Below are 21,181 nucleotides of genomic sequence, written 5' to 3'. Positions count from 1 at the left end.
CGCAGAAAGAGAGGGCGAAAAGTTTCTACCCGGCGGGTTTAAATTGCGGATTCGCCAGCATAAAACCGCCGTCGACAATAAATGATTGTCCGGTAGCATAGCTGGCGTCACCGTCACACAGCCACGCCACCAGGCTGGCAATCTCTTTGGTATGCCCCGGCCGCGCGAGCGGGATCGCGGGCATCGAACCGGCCTTCACTTCACTGTCGTCCATATCATTCATTGGCGTGGCAATGGCACCTGGCGCAACGGCATTCACCAGAATGTTATGCTCGACCAGCTCCAGCGCCATGGATTTGGTTAATCCGCCCAGGGCATGCTTGGCCGCCGTATACGCACTGGCATCCGGTAAAGGCGTGTGTTCATGCACCGAGGTAATGTTCACAATTCGCCCCCCTTCTCCCTGCTTGACCATCTGACGCGCAGCGATCTGTGAACAGAGAAACGCGCCATCCACGTCAACGGTAAAAATCCCCCGCCACTCCTCAAACGGCATGTCGAGAAACGGCGCTTTGGTCATCGCCCCGGCATTGTTGACCAGCACGTCCAGCCGACCAAAGCGCGTAATTAACGTTTCAATGGCCTGCGCCCCCTGCGGGAGAGTGCTTAAATCAAGTTGAACCGCCTCTGCACGCCGCCCCTTCGCCTCGACTTCGCGGCAGGTTCCCAGCGCACCTTTTTCGTCGGAATGCCAGGTGACGCCGATATCAAACCCTCGTTCAGCCAGCATCAGGGCCGTGGTTTTCCCAATCCCGGAATCCGATGCGGTAACAATCGCGACTTTGGTCATACTCACCTCCAGAAAAGCTGCAAAGAGGTAAGTATAGATAATCGCGCTTTTTAGCCCTGATGATAGCCGCCACCCAGCGCCGAGGTCAGCTGCAGCGTGGCGTCAACGTACTGGCCTTTGAGCATCACCCCGGTGAGCTGCTCCCTGAGGGCCGGTATTCTGGCCTCACTTACGCGGGAGCCGGCGATAATGCCGGCGCGAAAGCGGGCCTGAGCCAGTGCAACAACGCGGGCAGCCTCTTTTTCGACACTCTGCTGGTGCTGGTTTTTTGCGGTCAGTGTTTCGACTTCGCTGGCCGTGCGCGCCACCTGATTCACCGCATCCACCACCGCTTTGTTATAACGCGCGACGGAGAGATTGTTCTGCGCCTGGGCAATATCCAGCTCGGCGTTTAGCCTGCCGCTGTCGAAAATGGGCAACGTCAGCCCGGCGGTGACGCCCATCTGCTGCGCAGAAGAGCGGAACAAATCGCTCAGATGCAGGGCATCCTGCTGTAAGAAAGCCATCAGATTCACATCGGGATAGAAGGCTGCTCTGGCGGCCTCAACGTCACTCATGGAGGCCTCGATATACCAGCGAGCCTCCTGCAAATCCGGTCGACGTGCCAGCAGTTCATACCCCAGCGTGGCCGGGAGCGAGGCTTCTACTGTGGGTAAGGCGTGGTGTGTAAGCGTCACTGAGGAGGTGTTCGTCAGGGCGCTCAGACGCGCCTCAATGGCTTTCATTTTTCCGTTCACTTCTGCCAGCTGCTCGTCAGTTTTGCTGGCGTTGATGTCGGTCTCGACGCCCTCTACGGAAGAGGTGATCCCATGCTGATACAGTTCGCGGTCGGCTGCAATAATCGTGTCCTGCTGGTGTTTAATCTCCGTGAGGACATCCCCCACCGCGGCCTGGGTTTGCCACGCCCAGTAAAGACGTGCGACGCTGCTGGCAAGCAGTTGTCGGGTTTGCTCAAGCTCCGCTTTTTGCGCGTTTACCCGGCCAATTCGGGCTTCAACCCGTGCACGATTTTTCCCCCACAAATCGAGATCCCAGCCCGCGCTCAGACCAAAAGTACCGTTGGTGTACCACGGTCCGGTGGTTCCCGCCGCCGGATCGGTTATCGCAAAGGGCCCCATCAACCCTTCGGCCGACATTTTTTGCCGTTCAGCATCCGCTGCGAAATCAATTTCCGGCCCCCCGGCGGCCAGGGTGGCTTTTGCCTGCGCTTCCGCCAGCGTGATGCGCTGACGGGCAATTTGCATATCCGGCGCATCGTTCAGCGCCTTCGCAATCAGCGAATTGAGTTCAGGATCGTTATACGTTTTCCACCATGCATCTTTCGGCCACGCGGTATGGCTCAGCGTAGTATTCACCGCAGCCATTGTTGATTGCATATTTACAGGGGAAACCGAGGCATGTTCCGGCGCGCAGGCCACCAGAATAAAAACCAGGGGAATACTCAGAGATAAAGGTTTCATTACGCCATTCACGCGAAAAATAAAGGCGCAACTTACGCCAGACGTCGCTCTTTTTTTTAGTAACGCGTGGCAACCCGCAATTTGTCATACATTTTCATACTCAGAAAATTATTCATCATAAGAATGAATTAAATGAGTGAATTCATCTTCATTATAAATTCACTGCTACACTTACTTTCGACAAACAGACGCAGGAGAAACGAATGAAAATATTACTGTGGGTTATTTTAATTATATTTCTGATAGGGCTGCTGGTGGTAACCGGTGTATTCAAGATGATTTTCTGATTTCATTGCCCGGCTCAGCGCCGGGCAAATTCCGTTACCTGGACTGAATCACCCGTGCAATATCAGCGGAAGTCTGCAGCGTGCGGATCTCCTGAAATAACTCCAGCGCTTCACTGTACTCTTTGCGTAAATAACTGAGCCACTGCTTAATTCGCGCGACGTGATATAACCCAGTATCACCCTGTTTTTCGAGGCGGCTGTACTTTTTCAGTAGCGTGACCACATCAGCCCACGGCATACGTGGTTCGTTATATTTAATCACCCGGCTGAGGTTTGGTACGTTAAGCGCGCCGCGGCCAATCATCACCGCATCGCAGCCAGTCTCTTTCAGGCACGCCTGCGCGCTTTCGTAATCCCAGATTTCGCCGTTGGCAATAACGGGAATGGTGAGTCTTTTGCGGATCTCGCCAATCGCCTGCCAGTTAATACGTTCGGCTTTATAGCCATCTTCTTTGGTGCGGCCATGCACCACCAGCTCAGTGGCCCCGGCCTGCTGCACGGCATCGGCAATCTCAAATTGCCGCGCGTCGCTGTCCCATCCCAGACGCACCTTTACCGTCACCGGCAGATGCGACGGTACAGCCTCACGCATGGCTTTTGCGCCACGGTAAATCAGCTCCGGATCTTTCAGCAAGGTGGCGCCGCCGCCGCTGCCATTCACCAGTTTTGATGGGCAACCGCAGTTGAGGTCAACCCCAAAGGAACCAAGCTCTACGGCACGGGCCGCGTTCTCCGCCAGCCATTCGGGATACTGACCCAATAGCTGAATGCGCACCAGCGTGCCGGAAGAGGTGCGGCTCTGATGATGCAGTTCCGGGCAAAGGCGATAGAATGATTTTACTGGCAACAACATATCGACCACGCGCAAAAACTCCGTCACGCAGAGATCGTAGTCGTTCACCTCGGTCAGAAGCTCGCGCACGAGAGAGTCGAGCACGCCTTCCATTGGGGCCAGTAAAACACGCATAGCAGTACCTGTGAAAAAAGACGCGCTATAGTAGCCGCTCTCCCGGCATGAGGAAAGCCCGGCGGTTAACCCGGTGAGGTTATACCAGACGTTCCATTTCGGAATGTCTGGTATGCTCAAAATTCATGATGTGATCCGTGGCACATTTTTAGGTTTAATTGTATGATGAATGCGTTTCATCAAGGACTTTCACCATGAGAAAATCATTGAACATTATCTGGCAATATCTTCGCGCATTCGTCCTGATTTACGCCTGCCTGTATGCCGGAATCTTTATCGCATCCCTGCTTCCCATCACCATTCCTGGCAGCATCATCGGAATGTTGATCCTCTTTGTTTTGCTGGCGTTGCAAATTTTGCCTGCCAGATGGGTTAACCCTGGCTGCTTTGTCCTTATTCGCTATATGGCGCTGCTGTTCGTGCCTATCGGCGTCGGGGTTATGCAGTATTTTGATTTGCTCCAGGCGCAATTCGGACCCATTGTGGTGTCCTGCGCGGTCAGTACGCTGGTGGTTTTCCTGGTAGTAAGCTGGAGTTCGCATCTGGTGCATGGCGAACGTAAAGTGGTTGGGCAGAAAGGAACAAAACAATGATGGCCAATATCTGGTGGTCGCTGCCGTTAACGCTGGCAGTGTTCTTCGCCGCACGCAAACTCGCCGCGCGTTTCAAAATGCCGTTACTTAATCCGCTGCTGGTGGCGATGGTGGTGATTATCCCGTTCCTGCTTCTCACCGGCATTCCTTATGAACGCTACTTTGCCGGCAGCAAAATTTTGAACGACCTTCTGCAGCCCGCCGTGGTGGCGCTCGCCTTTCCTTTATATGAGCAATTGCACCAGATCCGCGCCCGCTGGAAATCCATCATTACCATCTGTTTTGTCGGGAGCCTGGTGGCGATGATCACCGGCACCTCGGTGGCGCTGCTGATGGGCGCGTCCCCGCAAATTGCGGCCTCTATTCTGCCTAAGTCGGTCACCACGCCTATTGCGATGGCCGTGGGCGGCAGCCTGGGGGGGATTCCGGCCATCAGCGCCATGTGTGTGATATTCGTGGGGATCCTCGGCGCGGTCTTTGGACATACCCTGCTGAATGCGATGCGTATCCACACCAAAGCGGCACGAGGTCTGGCGATGGGTACCGCGTCGCACGCCCTGGGCACCGCGCGCTGCGCTGAACTGGATTATCAGGAAGGGGCGTTTAGCTCACTCGCACTGGTGATCTGCGGGATTATCACCTCCCTGCTCGCACCGTTTATTTTCCCGCTGATTGTGGCGGTCATGGGTTAAAATTTGCGATGCGTCGCGCAAATTTCATTTTGTTTTCATAAGTTGCATACATAATGAGAAGTGGATCACATATAAAGCCCCAGCGGCTCCGTAAACTACCGATCCATTAACCTTTATGAGGCAAACGCCATGCATCCACGTTTTCAAGCTGCTTTCGCCCAGCTTGCAGAGAATGTGCAATCAGCTCTGGCCCCGATTCTGGCGGATGAGCATTTCCCGGCCCTGCTGACGGCTGAACACGTCACGGCACTGAAAGAAGCCACAGGGCTGGACGACGACGCGCTGGCCTTCGCGCTGCTGCCGCTGGCGGCAGCCTGCGCCCGCGCCGATCTCTCTCATTTCAACGTCGGTGCGATTGCACGCGGCGTAAGCGGAACCTGGTACTTCGGTGGCAACATGGAGTTCCTGGGCGCGACCATGCAGCAGACCGTTCACGCGGAACAAAGCGCCATCAGCCACGCCTGGCTGCGCGGTGAACAAGCGCTGAGCGCCATTACCGTTAACTACACCCCTTGCGGCCACTGCCGCCAGTTCATGAACGAGCTGAACAGCGGGCTGGAGTTACGCATCAATCTGCCAGGCCGTGCGCCACATACCCTCGGGGATTACCTGCCTGACGCGTTTGGTCCGAAAGATCTCGACATCAAAACGCTGCTGATGGATGAACAGGATCACGGTTTTGCCCTTTCCGGCGATGCGCTGAGCGAAGCCGCGATTCGCGCGGCGAACAAGAGCCACACGCCATACAGTCACTCCCCAAGCGGTGTGGCGCTGCAGTGTCGTGATGGTCGCATCTTCACCGGAAGCTATGCCGAAAACGCCGCCTTTAACCCGACGCTGCCACCGCTTCAGGGCGCCCTGAATTTGCTGAGCCTCAATGGCTATGACTACCCGGACATTCAGCGCGCTATTCTGGCAGAGAAAGCCGACGCGCCGTTGATCCAGTGGGATGCCACCGCCGCAACGCTGAAAGCGCTCGGCTGCTCAACTATTGACCGTGTTTTGCTTGCGTAATGCCTCCGGCGGGCAGAAATGCCCGCCGCTTTGCTGAAAAACCCCTCAGTTGATTCGCTGTTTCTTGCGCTAACCAGGCGGGTAAAGTAGCCTGAGTTAAATTTCACCTTCGGTACGAGCCATCTGCATGTTAAAGCGCGCTTTTTACAGCCTGTCTGTCCTGGTCGGCATACTGCTGTTGATCGTGCTGGGTCTTGATCGCTGGATGAGCTGGAAAACGGCTCCGTATATCTTTGACGACCTGCAGGACCTGCCCTATCGTCAGGTCGGCGTTGTGCTGGGTACCGCCAAGTATTACCGCACCGGGGTAATTAATCAGTATTACCGTTACCGCATTCAGGGCGCGCTGAACGCGTATAACAGCGGCAAAGTGAATTACCTGCTGCTGAGCGGCGATAATGCGCTGCAAAGCTATAACGAACCGGTCACCATGCGCAAAGACCTGATTGCCGCTGGCGTCGATCCGGCCGATATCGTGCTCGACTACGCGGGTTTCCGTACTCTGGATTCCATCGTGCGTACGCGCAAGGTGTTCGACACCAACGATTTCATCATCATCACCCAACGCTTCCACTGCGAACGGGCGCTGTTTATCGCACTGCATATGGGTATCCAGGCGCAGTGCTACGCCGTGCCGTCGCCTAAAGATATGCTGAGCGTCCGCGTACGTGAGTTTGGCGCGCGTTTTGGCGCTCTTGCCGATCTGTACATCTTCAAACGTGAACCGCGCTTTTTAGGCCCGCTGGTACCCATTCCGGCGATGCATGAAGTGCCGGAAGATGCGCAGGGCTACCCGGCCGTCACGCCAGAACAACTGCTTGATATGCAGAAAAAAGAGAAAAAATAGCCTCGCCTTTATACTTTCTTTATACCGGGCGTAACGCTTTTTATCCCGCCTTTACGCCGCCCCTTTTAAGCTGAGTTCACTGCCGCTACGGCTTCATTGAAGAATGACTATGAACTCAATAATGAATGCGTTTTTCCTGAAAAATATCCGCCCCTATTTTAACTTCCCGGGTTTATCACTCCCGACGGCGCTCAACGCTGGCCTCTGGCTTGATGACAAACTTGATGCCATGCAGCACAACGTCTCGCTGGAAGTGGCGGATTACCTGGAACGTTACCCGCAGACAAAACATATTGACGTTTACCTGAACGATATCAATGGCATTATGCGCGGCAAGCGGCTCTCGGTGGAAAGCATGCTGAATCTGGAAAAAGGCTGTTACTTCCCCCTCTCCGTCTACTCCATGGACCATAAAGGCAAAATAGCCGCCCCGCTTGATGATGAGCCCGACCGGCTCTGCGTTCCCGTCGGCGGTTCCCTACGCCCCTGTTCGCAAGACCCTCAGCATAACGCGCAGATCCTGCTGACCATGAAAGAGAGCGACGGCAAACCGTGCCCGCTTGAGCCAAGGGTGATATTGCAAAACGTTCTGGCTCGTTTCCATCAGCACGGGCTCTTCCCGGTGATTGCCCCGGAAATTGAGTTTTACCTGACCGGACGCGGCACGCAGGATCCACAAAATCAGGGCTGCTTTCATATGGATACCTCAACGGCACACGCGGCGCTGTTTGACGAGCTGGAGCAGCTGGCGCACCTGCAGCGTATCCCCCTGACCGGGATCGTGGCCGAGGCCGAATCTGGCCAGTTCGAGTTAAACCTGAAGCATAGCCATCGCGTCGTTGAAGTCTGCGATAACGTGCTGGCCCTGCGACGCCTGACCCGCTACGTTGCGGAGAAACAGGGTCTGCAGGCCAACTTTATGGCCAAACCGTTCAGCCAGCAGTCCGGCAGCGGTTTGCACTTCCATTTCAGCCTGAACGATATTCATGGCGAAAACGTATTCGCGTCTCCGGTGGAAGCGCTGAACAGCATGATGCGCCTCTGCATCGCTGGCCAGCTGGCGCTGATGCCCGCCTCCCTCGCCATTCTCGCCCCTGGCGTTAACGCATTCCGCCGCCTGCGTAAAAACCTCACGGAACCGCTATTTAACTCCTGGGGCTATAACACCCGCTCCGCCGCGCTGCGTATTCCCTGCTCTGATGACCATAACCGGCGTATTGAGTACCGGCTGGCCGGGGCTGATGCAAACCCGTATCTGGTGGCGGCAACGCTTCTGAGCGGAATGCTGTACGGGCTGGAAAATTTTGACGAGCAGGATTTACCTGAACCTCAGCAGGACGGGCCGGATCTGCCGCTGTTTCAGCAGGAGGCGATCGAGACATTTGCACGCTGTCAGTATCTTACCGACAGCCTGGGAGAGGCTTTTTCTCAACAGTGGGTTGCCTGCAAACTCTCCGAACTCGACTGGTTCGAGAGCATTGTCACCCGGGAGGAGTCGAGTCTGGCGTGAAGCACAAAAAAGCCCGCTCGATGAGCGGGCCAGGTAATGCCAGAGGCGATTATTTTTTACGCGCGTATTTGAGTGAATCCAGGGCGACCGCAAAGATGATGATGCCGCCTTTGATGATGTACTGCCAGTACGGGTTCACACCGATGTAGGTCAGACCGTAGTTGATCACGGTAAAGATGATGACACCGGTTACCACGCCGAACACGGTACCCACGCCGCCGCTAAAGGAGACGCCGCCGACCACACAGGCTGCGATCGCATCCAGTTCGTACATGAAGCCCAGGTTGTTCGTTGCAGAGCCGATACGGCCCGCTTCCAGCATCCCACCAAAGGCGTAGAACACACCTGACAGGGCGTAGATCATCAGCAGGTTCAGGGCAACGTTGACGCCGGACACTTTCGCCGCTTCCGGGTTACCGCCGATAGCGAAGATGTTTTTACCGAAGCGGGTTTTGTTCCACAGGATCCAGACAAAAGCGACGGCAATCAGGGCGTAGAAGGTAATGTACGACAGGCGGAAACTGCCCAGCGCGATAAACCCTTGCGTAAAGGTCGAGAACCCGCTGTCGAAGCCAGAGATTGGCGACGCCCCTACGAAGTCGTAGTACAGAGAGTTGATACCGTAAACGATGATCATCGTACCTAAGGTGGTGATAAATGGCGTCACGTTCAGGTAAGCGATAATGATGCCGTTAATCAGACCAATCACTGCGCCGATCGCACAGACAATCAGGATCACCACGAAAATGGGCATGGTCGCCATTTCCGGGAACACCTTGTTGGCGTTTTCCATCGACTGCAGCAGCGTTGCCGCGATAACCGCCGCGAGGCCAACCTGACGTCCCGCTGACAGGTCAGTCCCCTGCGTCACGATAAGTCCCGCCACGCCCAGCGCGATAATAATACGCACGGAGGACTGGGTCAGGATGTTACTGAGGTTCAACAGGCTTAAGAACGTAGGGTCCTGGAAAATGATGATAGCCAGCAGTACTAAAAGAACAACGTAAATACCGCCTTCTTTCAGGTAAGTGAGAAAACTTTTTTTATTTAACGCACTCATGAGGAGCCCCTGATCTTAAAGGTGCAAAGACGCAAGACGCAAAATTTCGTTTTGCGTTGTCGTTTTGGTGTCAACAATACCGGCAACGAGACCATTGCTCATAACCAGAATACGATCTGTGATCCCTAACAATTCCGGCATTTCGGAAGAAATAATAATGATCCCTTTATTCATTTTCGCCAGCTCGGCAATCAGCTGATAAATCTCAAACTTCGCGCCGACGTCAATACCGCGGGTCGGTTCATCCAGCATCAGGATTTCTGGCTGGGTTAATAACCAACGCCCAATAATGACCTTCTGCTGGTTACCGCCTGACAGCGAACCAATTTGCGTGCGGTGACCTGGCGTTTTGACGCGCATGGAGTCAATCACCCACTGGGTATCGCTCTTCATGCGGGAGTTATCCAGCAGCCCGACTTTATTTTTATAGTTGCGAATATTGGAAATTAACGAGTTAAAGTTAATATCCAGATACGCATAAATACCGGTCGAACGACGCTCTTCCGTGACCAGCGCAAAACCATTATTAATGGCTTCGTTAGCGCTGTGGTTATTGATTTTCTTACCGTGCAGCGTGATGGTGCCCGCGGCTTTCTCACGAATACCGAACAGGGTTTCGACAATATCAGTACGTTTTGCCCCAACCAGACCTGCGATACCGAGAATTTCGCCCTTATGCAGGTCAAAAGAGACGTCGCGAATAGACGGCTGGCGCAGCGAGGTGAGATTGCGAACCTCAAGGATCACTTCACCCGGCTTGTTCTCTTTGTCCGGGAAGCGCTGGTTCAGAGAGCGCCCTACCATCATGGCGATGATCTTGTCCATATCCAGCCCTTCGAGAGGCTGAGTGGCAATCCACTGGCCGTCGCGCAGGATGGTAATCTCATCACACAGCTGGAAGATCTCTTCCATTTTGTGAGAGATATAAACAATGCCGCAGCCGCGGTCTTTGAGCTTACGAATAATGGTAAAAAGGTGGTTAACCTCTTTTTCCGTTAATGACGATGTCGGTTCGTCCATGATGACGATTTTCGCATCATAGGAGAACGCTTTGGCAATTTCGATCATCTGCATTTGAGACACGGACAACGTTCCCACGCGGGCGCGCGGATCGATATCAATATCCAGTTCATCGAAAATCGCTTTGGTGTCGCGATACATTTTATCCTGATCGACAAAGACACCTTTGGTCGGGTAACGGCCCAACCACATGTTATCCATAACAGAACGCTGCAGCACCAGGTTTAATTCCTGGTGAACCATTGAGATACCGTTTTCCAGTGCTTCTTTTGCTGAATGGAAATCGATCTCTTTCCCCTGAAAAAGAATGCTGCCAGAATCTTTTTGATAGATCCCAAAAAGACATTTTAATAATGTTGATTTACCTGCGCCGTTCTCACCCATTAATGCGTGAATAGAGTGAGGACGAACTTTTAAATTAACATTATCGAGTGCCTTAACCCCGGGAAATGACTTGTTGATAGCGCTCATTTCCAACAAGTATTCACCAGATGACTGAGTATTTGTGCTGACCATAATTATACCTTGTTGGCCTCGCATATCGCGTTATAAAAGGGCGCAACAAGTTGCGCCCAGTGAAGACAATTCAAATAACTTATTTACCGATAAACTCAGCCAGGTTGGACTGGTCTACGCCGACGTAAGGTACGCGAACGATTTTGTTTTCAATTTTCCAGGTCGTACCGTCTGCCGCACCTTTGCCATCGGCCAGGTTTTTCGCCAGATCGAAGGTTGCTTTAGCCTGGTTGTTGGCATCGTTCAGCACGGTACCGGCCATTGCACCGGATTTCACCAGGGCCAGAGCTTCTGGCAGTGCATCCACACCGAACACAGGAATGGCTGATTTGTTGTGCGCTTTCAGCGCTTCTACCGCACCCATAGCCATCGCATCGTTGTTGGCAATCACCACTTCGATTTTGTTAGCGTTCGGGCCGGACAGCCACGCGTCCATCTTATCTTTCGCCTGAGCGGTATCCCACATCGCGGTATCTAATGCCAGCTGCTGGGTTTTCAGGCCCTTATCATTCAGCTCTTTGATAACGTAAGTGGTACGGGCTTCAGCATCCGGATGGCCTGGTTCGCCTTTCAGCAGTACGAACTGGATCTGGCCGTCTTTGTTCAGGTCCCAGTTCGGGTTCGCCGCCCAGTGTTTAGCGATCAGATCGCCCTGAATAATGCCGGACTCTTTGGAGTCAGTACCGACGTAAAACGCTTTGTCATAGCTGTCCAGCGCTTTACGGGAAGGTTCTTTGTTGAAGAAGACAATCGGCACATTCTGGCCGCGCGCTTTTTCAATGACCGTGCCTGCCGCAGCGGGGTCAACCAGGTTGATGGCCAGTGCCTTCACGCCTTTTGCCAGCAGAACGTCGATCTGGTCGTTCTGTTTGGACTGGTCGTTCTGGGAGTCATTCATCAGCAGCTGAACATCTGGCGCTGCTTTAGCATCTTTCTCGATAGCTTTACGGACAACAGACATGAAGTTGTCGTCGTATTTATAGATGGTCACACCAATACGGGTATCCGCAGCGTGCGCTGCTGCACCAAAAAGCATGCTTGCCATTACAGCAGACAGGGTCAACACCTTCTTATTCATGGTATCTCCGGTTTTTTTTATGCAGGGTAGTTCTTGTGAATAACGATCGGCAGGCAGGTGTTAATAAAACGTTACTGACAGCCGAAGTTCACTTATAAAATTTCTGTCTTCCGTGTTCGGTAACGCTCCAGAAATGCGTTTTATTCGTTGTTTGCGGCACATTGGCTATGGTGAAAGTGATTAATCACTGTTACATAGCGTTTCAGCCCCTAAAACGCTGACATCATAGTCAGCGCCTTGTTAAGATACTGTGAATTTACTCACAGATTGAAAACGGTTACATCAGCTGATGTAATCAGTTAGTGATCGGAACCACAATTTGCCGGGCAGCGACAGAATGTCGACGCACTAAAGTCGGCATGAAACAGTGTGTTGCGCCCGGATCCAGCAGCCCTGCCGCCCCCTGTAACGCCAGCTCAGTGGCCAGTTTGGCCATAGAGGCGATGGGGTAACGCACGGTGGTCAGCTGCGGGTCGGTGTAACGGGCAATGGGAATATCATCAAAACCAATCAACGATAAATGCTGTGGCACCGCAATGCCGTTATCCTTCAGCGCAGTCAGCGCCCCGGCCGCCATGTTATCGTTATAGGCAAACACGGCAGACAGCTGCAGATTACGGCCCAGCAACTCCACCATCGCCGCCTCCCCGCCCTGCATATCCGGCGTTCCGGTTCCAACCCAGCTTTCAGACGGCGTAATACCCTGTTCTTTAAGGGCGTTTTGCCAGCCTTCGCGCCGCAGCTCATCATCTTCAATATGATGGCTGGAGGCCAGAAAACCGATCCGCTGATGCCCGTTGTTGATGAGCATTTTGGTGGCCATCATCGCCCCGCTGACGTTATCCAGCCCGACGCAGCGGTGGGCATACCCTGGCACAATACGGTTGATCAGCACCATGCCCGGGATTTGCTCCATAAACCCGGAAATTTCGTCATCGCTTAAGGCTTTTGAGTGCACAATCAGTGCGTTACAACGCTGGCGGATCAGCACTTCAATCGCATGACGCTCTTTTTCAGCCTCGTGATAACTGTTGCCAATCAGCACGTATTTCTGATGCTGCTGAGCGACAACGTCTACCGCTTTAACCAGCGCACCGAAAAAGGCATCAGAGACATCCATCACCACCACGCCAATGGTATCGCTGACCTGCGTGGCTAGCGCCTGCGCATTGGCATTAGGGCGATAACCCAGCTGGGTCACGGCTTTCATTACGGTTTCGCGGGTGTCAGGGCTGACCAGCGCGCTGTTGTTCAGCACGCGTGAGACGGTAGCCACGGAAACACCCGCCTGACGGGCGACGTCACGAATGGTGATCATATTCACCATCCTTCAAAGGATTGCAGCAACTCACAGACACCCCCTGTGTTTAGCAAGGTGGCTATTTTGGCAGCGAGAGAAAGGGGACTACGTGAAGAAGCTCACACAGATGAAAACGTTTACATCCGTTTTGTTAATGATTGTGATCCAGATCGTTATCTGGATGTATTTCTCAATGATACCCCTGAAGCATGTGCGGTTAACTGACGCCACACCCACTCCAGCGGCCCCTGGCGGAAATAACGTAGCCAGAGAACAGAAAACGCCAGGTTAACCATCCAGACCGGGATAACAAACGCCAGCAGCGAAAGCCGGTCGAATTTCATAAACAGGCCAAACCGATAGAAAAGCGTGGTGCATATCAGCGTCTGCAGAATGTAATTGCTGAGTGCCATACGGCCTACGCAGGCAATGGCACTGACAATCCATGCGCGACACATTTGTGGCCAGAAGCCGTAAATGAGTGCCGCATAGCCAATCGTCTGGAAGGGCGCGCTCAACTCGCGCGGGACCTGAAGCAGAAACGCACACCAGCGGTAGTTCCAGTGCAGATGCCACTGCATGATCACGGCCGGCAGATTAATCAGCACGCCGAGAAGAATTAACCCGGCTCCCGTCAGGCGATAGTGGCGAAGGGAAAACTCCCCTTTCAGCCAGCCGGTGCGCATCAGTGATGCCCCCATCAGCATCATCCCTGCCAGCTGCCAGCCATATTGTGCGCCCAGCGCCAGCAGGTTATCGCCAAGCATATCCGCACGGTTGCTTATCGCTTCCGTGCCTCCTTTCAGCTTCCAGTACTGCTCGTACTGAAGGTTGGCGGCATCGGGGATCCATGAACGGTTTGCCGCATCACCGGAGATTATCCCCAGCAGTAACAGCACGCCAAGGCCCATGACGTAAAGCATCACGCCCGTGTTAAACAGGCTTTTTACGCTGTGCGCATCGCGAATGAGCCGCCAGCAAATCAGCCCGACTAAGCCATAGGCGAGAAGAATGTCGCCATCCCAGAAGAATAGCCCGTGAATAAAGCCGAGGATCACCAGCAACGTCAGACGCGACTGGATCCAGCGCGTGCCGCGCCTGAGCAGTAACTGCAGGCCCGCGCCAAACAGCAGGGCAAACAGGGTGAGGAATTTGACCTGGGCAAAGAGATCGAGGATGGCCCACGTCCAGGCATCGCTGCGGGTGATGTCGCCATACCACGCAGGATTGAGATACGCCGCCTTCGGCAAGCCGAAGGCGCTGATGTTAAGCAGCAGGATACCGAGAATGGCGACGCCTCGAACAAAATCGAGCGTGACGTTTCGCTCCATGTAGCCTGCCCTGTCAGATTAGTTGTGGTGACGCACGGCGCGCAGAAACTCCTGGCGGGTGTTCTGGCTGGATTTAAACAGACCGCCCAGCGACGTCGTGGTGGTCGCACTGGTGGCATCACGCACGCCGCGCGCTTTCACACAGTAGTGAACGGCGTCGATAGATACTGCCACGTTATTGGTGCCCAGCAGCGTTTGCAGCGCGGTCAGGATCTGCTGCGTCAGACGCTCCTGCACCTGTGGACGCTGAGCAAAGAACTGCACGATGCGGTTGATCTTCGACAGACCAATCACCGTATCTTTAGGAATATAAGCCACGGTCGCTTTACCGTCGATGGTCACGAAGTGGTGTTCGCAGGTACTGGTTAACGTGATATCACGTACCGTTACCATCTCATCCACCTTCATCTTGTTTTCAATGACGGTGATTTTCGGGAAATTGGCGTAATCCAGGCCGGAGAAAATTTCGTCAACGTACATTTTTGCGATACGGTGCGGCGTCTCCATCAGACTGTCGTCGCTCAGATCGAGATTCAGCAGTTGCATGATCTCGGTCATATGCCCAGCAATCAGATGCTTACGGGTTTCATTGTCCAGTTCCTGAACGGGTGGACGCAGTGGCGTTTCAAGACCACGCGCAACCAGAGCTTCGTGAACCAGGGCTGCTTCTTTACTGAGTGATGGCATTCTTTTCTCCTGCAGGTGTGGCGTCTTTTGCCCTCGTTGTGGCAAAAGTGTGCGCTCATTGTGCGTGAGGCGGCGCACATAATCCAGTATTCACGACGATAATTATTGCAATTGCTGTTGCCTTTCGGCCTGACGATCCCAGACCAGTGCGCCGCCGATGAACAGCGCGACGCCCGCCAGCCCCAGCGCAGGCTCCAGTCGGTGCGTGAGCCACGTCGATAACGCCGACGTTACCGGGCCAATCAACTGACCGATGGCATAACCGGTAGTAAGCAGTCCCGCCATGTAGCGCGTGTGATCTGGTGCCAGCTCGCGCCCATAAAGTAAAGAGAGCTGAACGGCACACAAGAACCCGCCCCCAACGAGCAAGCCGCCGGTCAGTAACCCGCCAATCCCCGGCAACAGCCAGGCTGCCAGTACGCCGGCCCCCTGCAACCACAATACGATAGCCAGCCTGCGGTTTGAGGTTGAGGTGTGGCGTAAAACGATGCTGAGCGCAATGCCCGCCACGGCGGCAATACCAAATATCGGCCAGACAAACTGGGCAAACAGACTGCCGGGAAAACGCACGGCCGCCATTTGCGATAAAAAGGTCGCCGGAAGGATATAGCCAAACCCGGCCAGGCTGTAGCTCCAGACCAGGCGCTTTAAATTCTTCGTCAGGACGAGCGGTTCCGGTGCGCTGCCCGGCCGGTGAAGTTGACCCGCACGCGGCAGATACCGGGCCACCAGCGCGATAAGCACCAGCGCCAGTACGCCGTAGATTTGCCATGCTGCACCGGCGGAAAGCGCCTTAGCCTGGATATAGACGGCAAGCAGCCCGCTGAGCGCAATACCTGCACCTGGCCCGGCAAATACCGCGGCGCTGAGACCCGGTTTCCCCAGTTGTCCCAGCCGCTCGTTGGTCCAGGCGGCAATCAGCACCATCGACCAGCCACTCATGCAGCCAATCACAAAGCGCAGCAGGCCATGTACCACGGCGTTATCGGCCGCAGCGGAAAGCAGCGTCAGCGCAACTGCACCAAAAATACCCAACCAGAGGCGTGTTTCAACGAAGCGGTGCGCACGCATTGCATCCCATGCTCCCACCAGATAGCCCAGATAGTTCATCGCCGCCACCAGGCCCGCGCTGGTGAGCGTGAGTTGCCCGGCGGCAATCATTAGCGGCACCTGAGGGGTAAAAGCAAAGCGCCCTATCCCCATCGCTACCACCAGAACCACAAACCCACTGAGCGCGATACGCAGCGCCATGATCGCTCCAATTGTTAAAGAAAAGTTAATTTATGATGCCGCATCTTACCGTCCTGCGAAAGTGAAAGTTGCTCACAGGTAAATGAAAACTCTGTATTATGGGCCGAGTAAATAGCAATTCGTATTAAGGAGCCCTGCATGGAACTGCTCGAAGAGCATCGTTGTTTTGAAGGTCGACAGCAGCGCTGGCGGCACGACTCCAGCGTACTGAACTGTGCCATGACGTTCAGCATTTTTTTGCCGCCAACTGAAACGGGCGTAAAGCCACCCGTGCTGTTCTGGCTGTCCGGTTTAACCTGTACCGACGAAAACTTCACCACCAAAGCGGGCGCGCAGCGTATTGCGGCTGAACTGGGGATTGCGCTGGTCATGCCTGATACCAGCCCGCGTGGCGATGATGTCGCCGATGATGCCGGGTACGATCTGGGCAAAGGCGCCGGATTCTACCTGAACGCGACAGAGCAGCCCTGGGCACGTCATTACCGCATGTATGATTACATTCGTGACGAACTGCCTGCGCTGGTTCAGGCCGAATTTGAGGTAAGCGACCGCTGCGCCATTAGCGGACACTCCATGGGTGGACACGGCGCGTTGATAATGGCGCTGAAAAATCCGGGAAAATACACCAGCGTGTCGGCATTCGCCCCGATTGTGAACCCCACTCAGGTGCCATGGGGTCAGAAAGCCTTCACCCATTATCTGGGCAGTGACACAGATAAATGGCAGGCGTGGGACAGCTGTGCGCTGATGCTGGCCAGCAACACGGGGGACGCCATCCCGACGCTGATCGATCAGGGCGATGCGGATCAGTTCCTCGCCGGTCAGCTTCAACCTGCGGTTCTGGCCGAAGCGGCACGCCAGAAGGACTGGCCGCTGACGCTGCGTATCCAGCCAGGGTATGACCACAGCTATTACTTTATGGCGTCATTTATTGAAGATCATCTCCGCTTCCATGCGGCGCATCTGTTTAAGTAAGTTCCTCCCTTCTTGCCCGGTGGCGCTCCGTCTGCCGGGCCTCAAAACCCTATCCCTTTGAATAAAAGCCAGTTTCACCAACCAACATCAAAACACAAATGATTTCGATTATCATTTGTGTTTACAATTTCACATTCTTTTGTACAATTCCAGGCTCTTCTCCATCACAAAGAGTTCTTACAAGACAAATACATACAGTTCTCAGGGTTACCCGATGGAGTGTTTTTCTTTTTGATATGGAATGTTCAAATGACAATACCACGCGTTACGTTACTGGCTGTTGCCATCAGCGCCGCCATGCTCTCCCCACTTGCTCACGCAGCCGACCCGGATACCGTGGTGGTGACCGCCACGGGTTTTGAGCAAAAAATCCAGAATGCCCCAGCCTCTATCTCCGTCATTTCAAAGCAGCAGATTGAAGACAAGGCTTACCGCGATGTGACCGATGCGCTAAAAGATGTCCCGGGCGTCGTCGTCACGGGCGGCGGAAGCAGCAGCGATATCAGCATTCGCGGCATGGCGTCCCAGTACACCTTGTTCCTGGTCAATGGCAAGCGCGTCAGCACGCGCAGCACGCGCCCGAACAGCGATAACTCGGGCATTGAGCAAGGCTGGCTACCGCCGCTGGAGTCTATCGAGCGCATCGAAGTGATCCGCGGGCCCATGTCATCGCTCTATGGCTCAGATGCAATGGGCGGCGTAATCAACATCATTACCAAAAAAGTCTCGAATACCAAAGCCTGGACCGGATCGTTACACGGCGATGCCACGTTCCAGGAGAACCATGATTCCGGGGATATCTTCCAGACCAACGCCTACGCTTCCGGCCCGTTAATTGACGGACTGCTCGGTGCAAAAGTGACAGGCCTGCTCTCACGTCGCGCGGAAGATCAGATCCTGAACGGTTTCAATGAGCAGAAAATGCGTAACGGCGGGATCACGCTGAACTTTACCCCGGACGAGCAGAACGATTTTGACCTCGATTTTGCCCGCGAACTTCAGGACCGAAACAGCACGCCGGGCAAGTCGAAAGCGACTGAAACCTGCCGCGGGGCAACCTGCACGCCAAACAGCAAAAGCGAAACCCGCTACGAACATACGACCTATTCCCTTACCCACAGCGGTTACTACAGCGACTTCAACACTACCAGCTACATCCAGCAGGAAGAGACCAATAACCCGGTTCGCAAAATGCGTTCGTATAACACCACTTTCAACAACCAGAACCAGATCTTCCTCGGCGACCATACCCTGACCCTCGGCGGTCAATATCGCTATGAGAAGCTGCGTGACAACGGTAACCAGCTTGAGGCGGCGGACGGGCTCAACAAACTGACGCGCTGGAGCTGGGCGCTGTTTGCTGAAGATGAGTGGGCGATGACCGATAGCTTCACGGCGACCGGTGGTCTGCGTATGGATAAAGACCAGAACTATGGCACCAACTGGACGCCTCGCGGTTATGGGGTGTGGCACCTTGCAGAACAGTGGACGTTAAAAGGGGGCGTTTCTGCCGGCTACCGTGCACCGGATCTGCGTCAGTCCTCCGCCAACTGGGGTCAGGCAACGGGCGGCGGTCGGCTGGATGGCATGATCGTGGGTAACCCGGACCTCAAGCCGGAGAAGAGCCTGAGCGAAGAGATCGCCCTGCTCTGGGATAACAATGACAGTCTTAACGCCGGCGTTACGCTGTTCAATACCGACTTCAAAAACAAAATCACTGAAGTACGTCGCTGTAACAGCAGTGCCGACCCTGCCTGTACGATTGGCGGTCATGCCTACGATTTTGTCAGCGACCGGGTCAACGTCGACAAAGCCAACATGCGCGGTGTGGAATCCACTTTCGGCTGGAAAATCACCCGTGATGTTAACTGGACGGCTAACTACACCTATACCGAATCCGAGCAGAAGAGCGGTCAGTTCTCCGGTAAGCCGCTGAATAAAATGCCTAAGCATATGTTCAACACCACGGTGGACTGGCAGGCTACGCAGGATGTGGGCTTCTGGAGCCGCCTGAACTTCCGCGGCAAATCTTCTGAGTATCTCAGCCGAACCTCAATGTCACAGGGCAGCCCGTCTTACACGCAGGTTGATGTGGGTCTGCGCTATAACGCCAATAAGAACCTGCTGGTAACCGCAGGCGTGTATAACGTGCTGGATAAACAGATTGATTACGAGACTTACGATACCGTACTTGATGGCCGCCGTTACACTGTCGGCATGACCTACAGCTTCTGATCGCCAATAAAAAAGCCCGCTCAACCGAGCGGGCTAAAAGAGAGGAAGTGCGGTTATTGTTTTACGCGTCCCGGGAATTCCATTTCACTGTAGCGAACAAAGCGCGTCCCCTTCGTCAGTTTGTAACCAAACCAGATTATCAGGAACAGCGGAATACCGATGTAGGTCGCCGTTACACCACCCCAGTCGATACGGTCCGCAAGGAACGCTTCATAGTTCTGTCCCAGCGTAATAATCAGGCACAGAATGAAGGCGAAAATAGGCCCCAGCGGGAAGAACCCTGAGCGATACGGCAGGTCATTGATGTCATGACCTTGCATAACGTAACCGCGACGGAAGCGATAGTGGCTGATAGCAATCCCGAGCCAGGCGATAAAGCCCGTCATACCGGACGTATTGAGCAGCCACAGGTACACCGTCTGGTTGCCAAACATGGAGGTCAGGAAGCACAGACCGGCAATCACCGTTGTGGCATACAGGGCGTTACGCGGTACGCCGCCACGGGACAGCTTAGAAAAGATGCGTGGCGCTTTGCCGTCGCATGCCAGGGTATAGAGCATACGGGTAGACGCGTACATGCCGGAGTTACCCGCTGAGAGCACGGCGGTCAGGATAACGGCGTTCATCACCGCCGCGGCGGAGAGCAGACCGGCATGCTGGAAGACCAGCGTGAACGGGCTAACGCTGATGTCTTTCACATCATTGCGCAGCAGGCTTGGATCGGTGTAAGGAATGATCAGGCTGATAATCAAAATCGCAAACACATAGAACAGCAGGATACGCCAGAATACCTGACGCACCGCGCGTGGAATGTTCTTCTCCGGGTTCTCGGATTCACCGGCAGCAATCCCGATCAGCTCGGTTCCCTGGAAGGAGAAGCCGACAATCATCGCCACGCCAATCATGGCCGAGAATCCACCCGCAAATGGCGCATCGCCAATGCTCCAGTTACTCCATCCTGCAGGTTGAGCGCCTTTGAAAATACCAACGATCATCGCCACACCGACGACGATAAAGATGATGACGGTTGCCACTTTAATCAAAGAGAACCAGTATTCCGCTTCGCCAAAACCACGCACGGAGATGTAGTTGAGCAGGAAGATCACCGCCAGGAACAGCGCACTCCAGATCCAGCCTGGCGTGTCCGGGAACCACCAGTTCATCACCAGCTGTGCGGCGACCAGGTCAACGGCGATAGTAACGGCCCAGTTGTACCAGTAGTTCCAGCCCAGCGCGAAGCCGAAGCCTTCTTCAACGTATTTTTGACCGTAGGTCGAAAACGAACCGGATACCGGCATGTACGCCGCCAGTTCGCCCAGACTGGTCATCAGGAAGTACACCATCAGGCCAATCAGGATATAAGAGAAAAGTGCCCCACCCGGGCCGGCTGCCGAAATTGTTGCGCCAGAGGCAACAAAAAGACCTGTACCGATTGAACCGCCGATAGCGATCATCGTCAGGTGACGCGCCTTAAGTTCGCGACGTAGCGCGGGCGCTTCTGTGGTTTTAATTTCTGAAACCATGTGAAAATGCTGTCCCTTCAACAAATGAGGCGCGATTGTAGCAGA

At 54.4% G+C, this 21,181-nt stretch carries 18 protein-coding genes; 7 read left to right on the top strand and 11 right to left on the bottom strand.

The genetic code is table 11. The annotated features are described in order from the left end of the window. Nucleotides 1-25: 25 nt before the first annotated feature. The 3 genes from HV157_RS22615 to dusC form a co-directional block, all read right to left on the bottom strand. Nucleotides 26-790 (bottom strand): SDR family oxidoreductase, encoded by a 765-nt coding sequence (locus tag HV157_RS22615; RefSeq protein WP_149376374.1) that lies wholly within the window; start codon nucleotides 788-790, stop codon nucleotides 26-28. A 50-nt stretch (nucleotides 791-840) separates the two neighbouring features. Further along, a complete protein-coding gene (gene mdtQ, locus HV157_RS22610; RefSeq protein ID WP_151887816.1) occupies nucleotides 841-2,250 on the bottom strand; it encodes a multidrug resistance outer membrane protein MdtQ in 1,410 nt (469 codons plus the stop codon). Nucleotides 2,251-2,571: 321 nt separating this feature from the next. Further along, complete coding sequence (gene dusC, locus HV157_RS22605; RefSeq protein ID WP_047355772.1) at nucleotides 2,572-3,504, bottom strand: tRNA dihydrouridine(16) synthase DusC; 933 nt, start codon at nucleotides 3,502-3,504, stop codon at nucleotides 2,572-2,574. A 194-nt stretch (nucleotides 3,505-3,698) separates the two neighbouring features. Here dusC and HV157_RS22600 point away from each other — a divergent pair, with 194 nt between their 5' ends. The 5 genes from HV157_RS22600 (at nucleotide 3,699) to HV157_RS22580 (ending at nucleotide 8,160) form a co-directional block, all read left to right on the top strand. Continuing rightward, complete coding sequence (locus tag HV157_RS22600) at nucleotides 3,699-4,097, top strand: CidA/LrgA family protein (protein ID WP_020883202.1); 399 nt, start codon at nucleotides 3,699-3,701, stop codon at nucleotides 4,095-4,097. Next, entirely contained in the window at nucleotides 4,094-4,789 is a 696-nt protein-coding gene (locus HV157_RS22595) for a CidB/LrgB family autolysis modulator (protein WP_014170901.1), read from the top strand. The genes HV157_RS22600 and HV157_RS22595 overlap by 4 nt, the downstream gene beginning before the upstream one ends. A 129-nt stretch (nucleotides 4,790-4,918) precedes the next feature. Beyond that, nucleotides 4,919-5,803: a cytidine deaminase gene (cdd, locus tag HV157_RS22590; protein ID WP_020883200.1), complete on the top strand. Its 885-nt coding sequence runs from the start codon at nucleotides 4,919-4,921 to the stop codon at nucleotides 5,801-5,803. 127 nt (nucleotides 5,804-5,930) lie between these two features. Next, the gene (gene sanA / locus HV157_RS22585; RefSeq protein ID WP_014170903.1) at nucleotides 5,931-6,650 is read left to right on the top strand and encodes an outer membrane permeability protein SanA; all 720 of its coding nucleotides are present in this window, start codon (nucleotides 5,931-5,933) and stop codon (nucleotides 6,648-6,650) included. 121 nt (nucleotides 6,651-6,771) lie between these two features. Then, the gene (locus tag HV157_RS22580) at nucleotides 6,772-8,160 is read left to right on the top strand and encodes a glutamine synthetase family protein (RefSeq protein WP_182268948.1); all 1,389 of its coding nucleotides are present in this window, start codon (nucleotides 6,772-6,774) and stop codon (nucleotides 8,158-8,160) included. Between the two features lie 49 nt (nucleotides 8,161-8,209). Here HV157_RS22580 and mglC read toward each other — a convergent pair whose 3' ends face one another. The 7 genes from mglC to HV157_RS22545 all read right to left on the bottom strand — a co-directional run bounded on the left by mglC (nucleotide 8,210) and on the right by HV157_RS22545 (nucleotide 16,403). Next, nucleotides 8,210-9,220, bottom strand: a complete 1,011-nt coding sequence (mglC, locus tag HV157_RS22575) for a galactose/methyl galactoside ABC transporter permease MglC (protein WP_014170905.1) — start codon at nucleotides 9,218-9,220, stop codon at nucleotides 8,210-8,212. Nucleotides 9,221-9,235: 15 nt separating this feature from the next. Further along, complete coding sequence (gene mglA / locus HV157_RS22570) at nucleotides 9,236-10,756, bottom strand: galactose/methyl galactoside ABC transporter ATP-binding protein MglA (RefSeq protein WP_182268947.1); 1,521 nt, start codon at nucleotides 10,754-10,756, stop codon at nucleotides 9,236-9,238. Nucleotides 10,757-10,835: 79 nt separating this feature from the next. Further along, nucleotides 10,836-11,834 carry a galactose/glucose ABC transporter substrate-binding protein MglB gene (mglB, locus tag HV157_RS22565; protein ID WP_014170907.1) on the bottom strand — a complete coding sequence of 333 codons (999 nt, stop codon included), beginning with the start codon at nucleotides 11,832-11,834 and terminating at the stop codon, nucleotides 10,836-10,838. Between the two features lie 295 nt (nucleotides 11,835-12,129). Then, a complete protein-coding gene (gene galS, locus HV157_RS22560; protein ID WP_020883196.1) occupies nucleotides 12,130-13,152 on the bottom strand; it encodes an HTH-type transcriptional regulator GalS in 1,023 nt (340 codons plus the stop codon). A 155-nt stretch (nucleotides 13,153-13,307) separates the two neighbouring features. Further along, entirely contained in the window at nucleotides 13,308-14,465 is a 1,158-nt protein-coding gene (gene yeiB / locus HV157_RS22555) for a DUF418 domain-containing protein YeiB (RefSeq protein WP_014170909.1), read from the bottom strand. An 18-nt stretch (nucleotides 14,466-14,483) separates the two neighbouring features. Continuing rightward, a complete protein-coding gene (folE, locus tag HV157_RS22550; protein ID WP_020883194.1) occupies nucleotides 14,484-15,152 on the bottom strand; it encodes a GTP cyclohydrolase I FolE in 669 nt (222 codons plus the stop codon). Nucleotides 15,153-15,254: 102 nt separating this feature from the next. Further along, nucleotides 15,255-16,403, bottom strand: a complete 1,149-nt coding sequence (locus HV157_RS22545; protein WP_032678574.1) for a YbfB/YjiJ family MFS transporter — start codon at nucleotides 16,401-16,403, stop codon at nucleotides 15,255-15,257. A gap of 138 nt (nucleotides 16,404-16,541) precedes the next feature. Here HV157_RS22545 and fghA point away from each other — a divergent pair, with 138 nt between their 5' ends. Next, the gene (fghA, locus tag HV157_RS22540; RefSeq protein ID WP_014170912.1) at nucleotides 16,542-17,378 is read left to right on the top strand and encodes an S-formylglutathione hydrolase; all 837 of its coding nucleotides are present in this window, start codon (nucleotides 16,542-16,544) and stop codon (nucleotides 17,376-17,378) included. A gap of 249 nt (nucleotides 17,379-17,627) precedes the next feature. Continuing rightward, nucleotides 17,628-19,613, top strand: a complete 1,986-nt coding sequence (locus tag HV157_RS22535; protein ID WP_049023023.1) for a ligand-gated channel protein — start codon at nucleotides 17,628-17,630, stop codon at nucleotides 19,611-19,613. Nucleotides 19,614-19,666: 53 nt separating this feature from the next. Here the strand turns inward: HV157_RS22535 and HV157_RS22530 are convergent, their stop codons facing one another. Continuing rightward, entirely contained in the window at nucleotides 19,667-21,136 is a 1,470-nt protein-coding gene (locus HV157_RS22530; protein ID WP_020883191.1) for an amino acid permease, read from the bottom strand. Nucleotides 21,137-21,181 lie beyond the last annotated feature (45 nt).

This window comes from Enterobacter sp. RHBSTW-00318, assembly GCF_014101375.1.
Taxonomy (GTDB): domain Bacteria; phylum Pseudomonadota; class Gammaproteobacteria; order Enterobacterales; family Enterobacteriaceae; genus Enterobacter; species Enterobacter ludwigii.
This window is presented reverse-complemented; position numbering and strand designations above follow the sequence as displayed.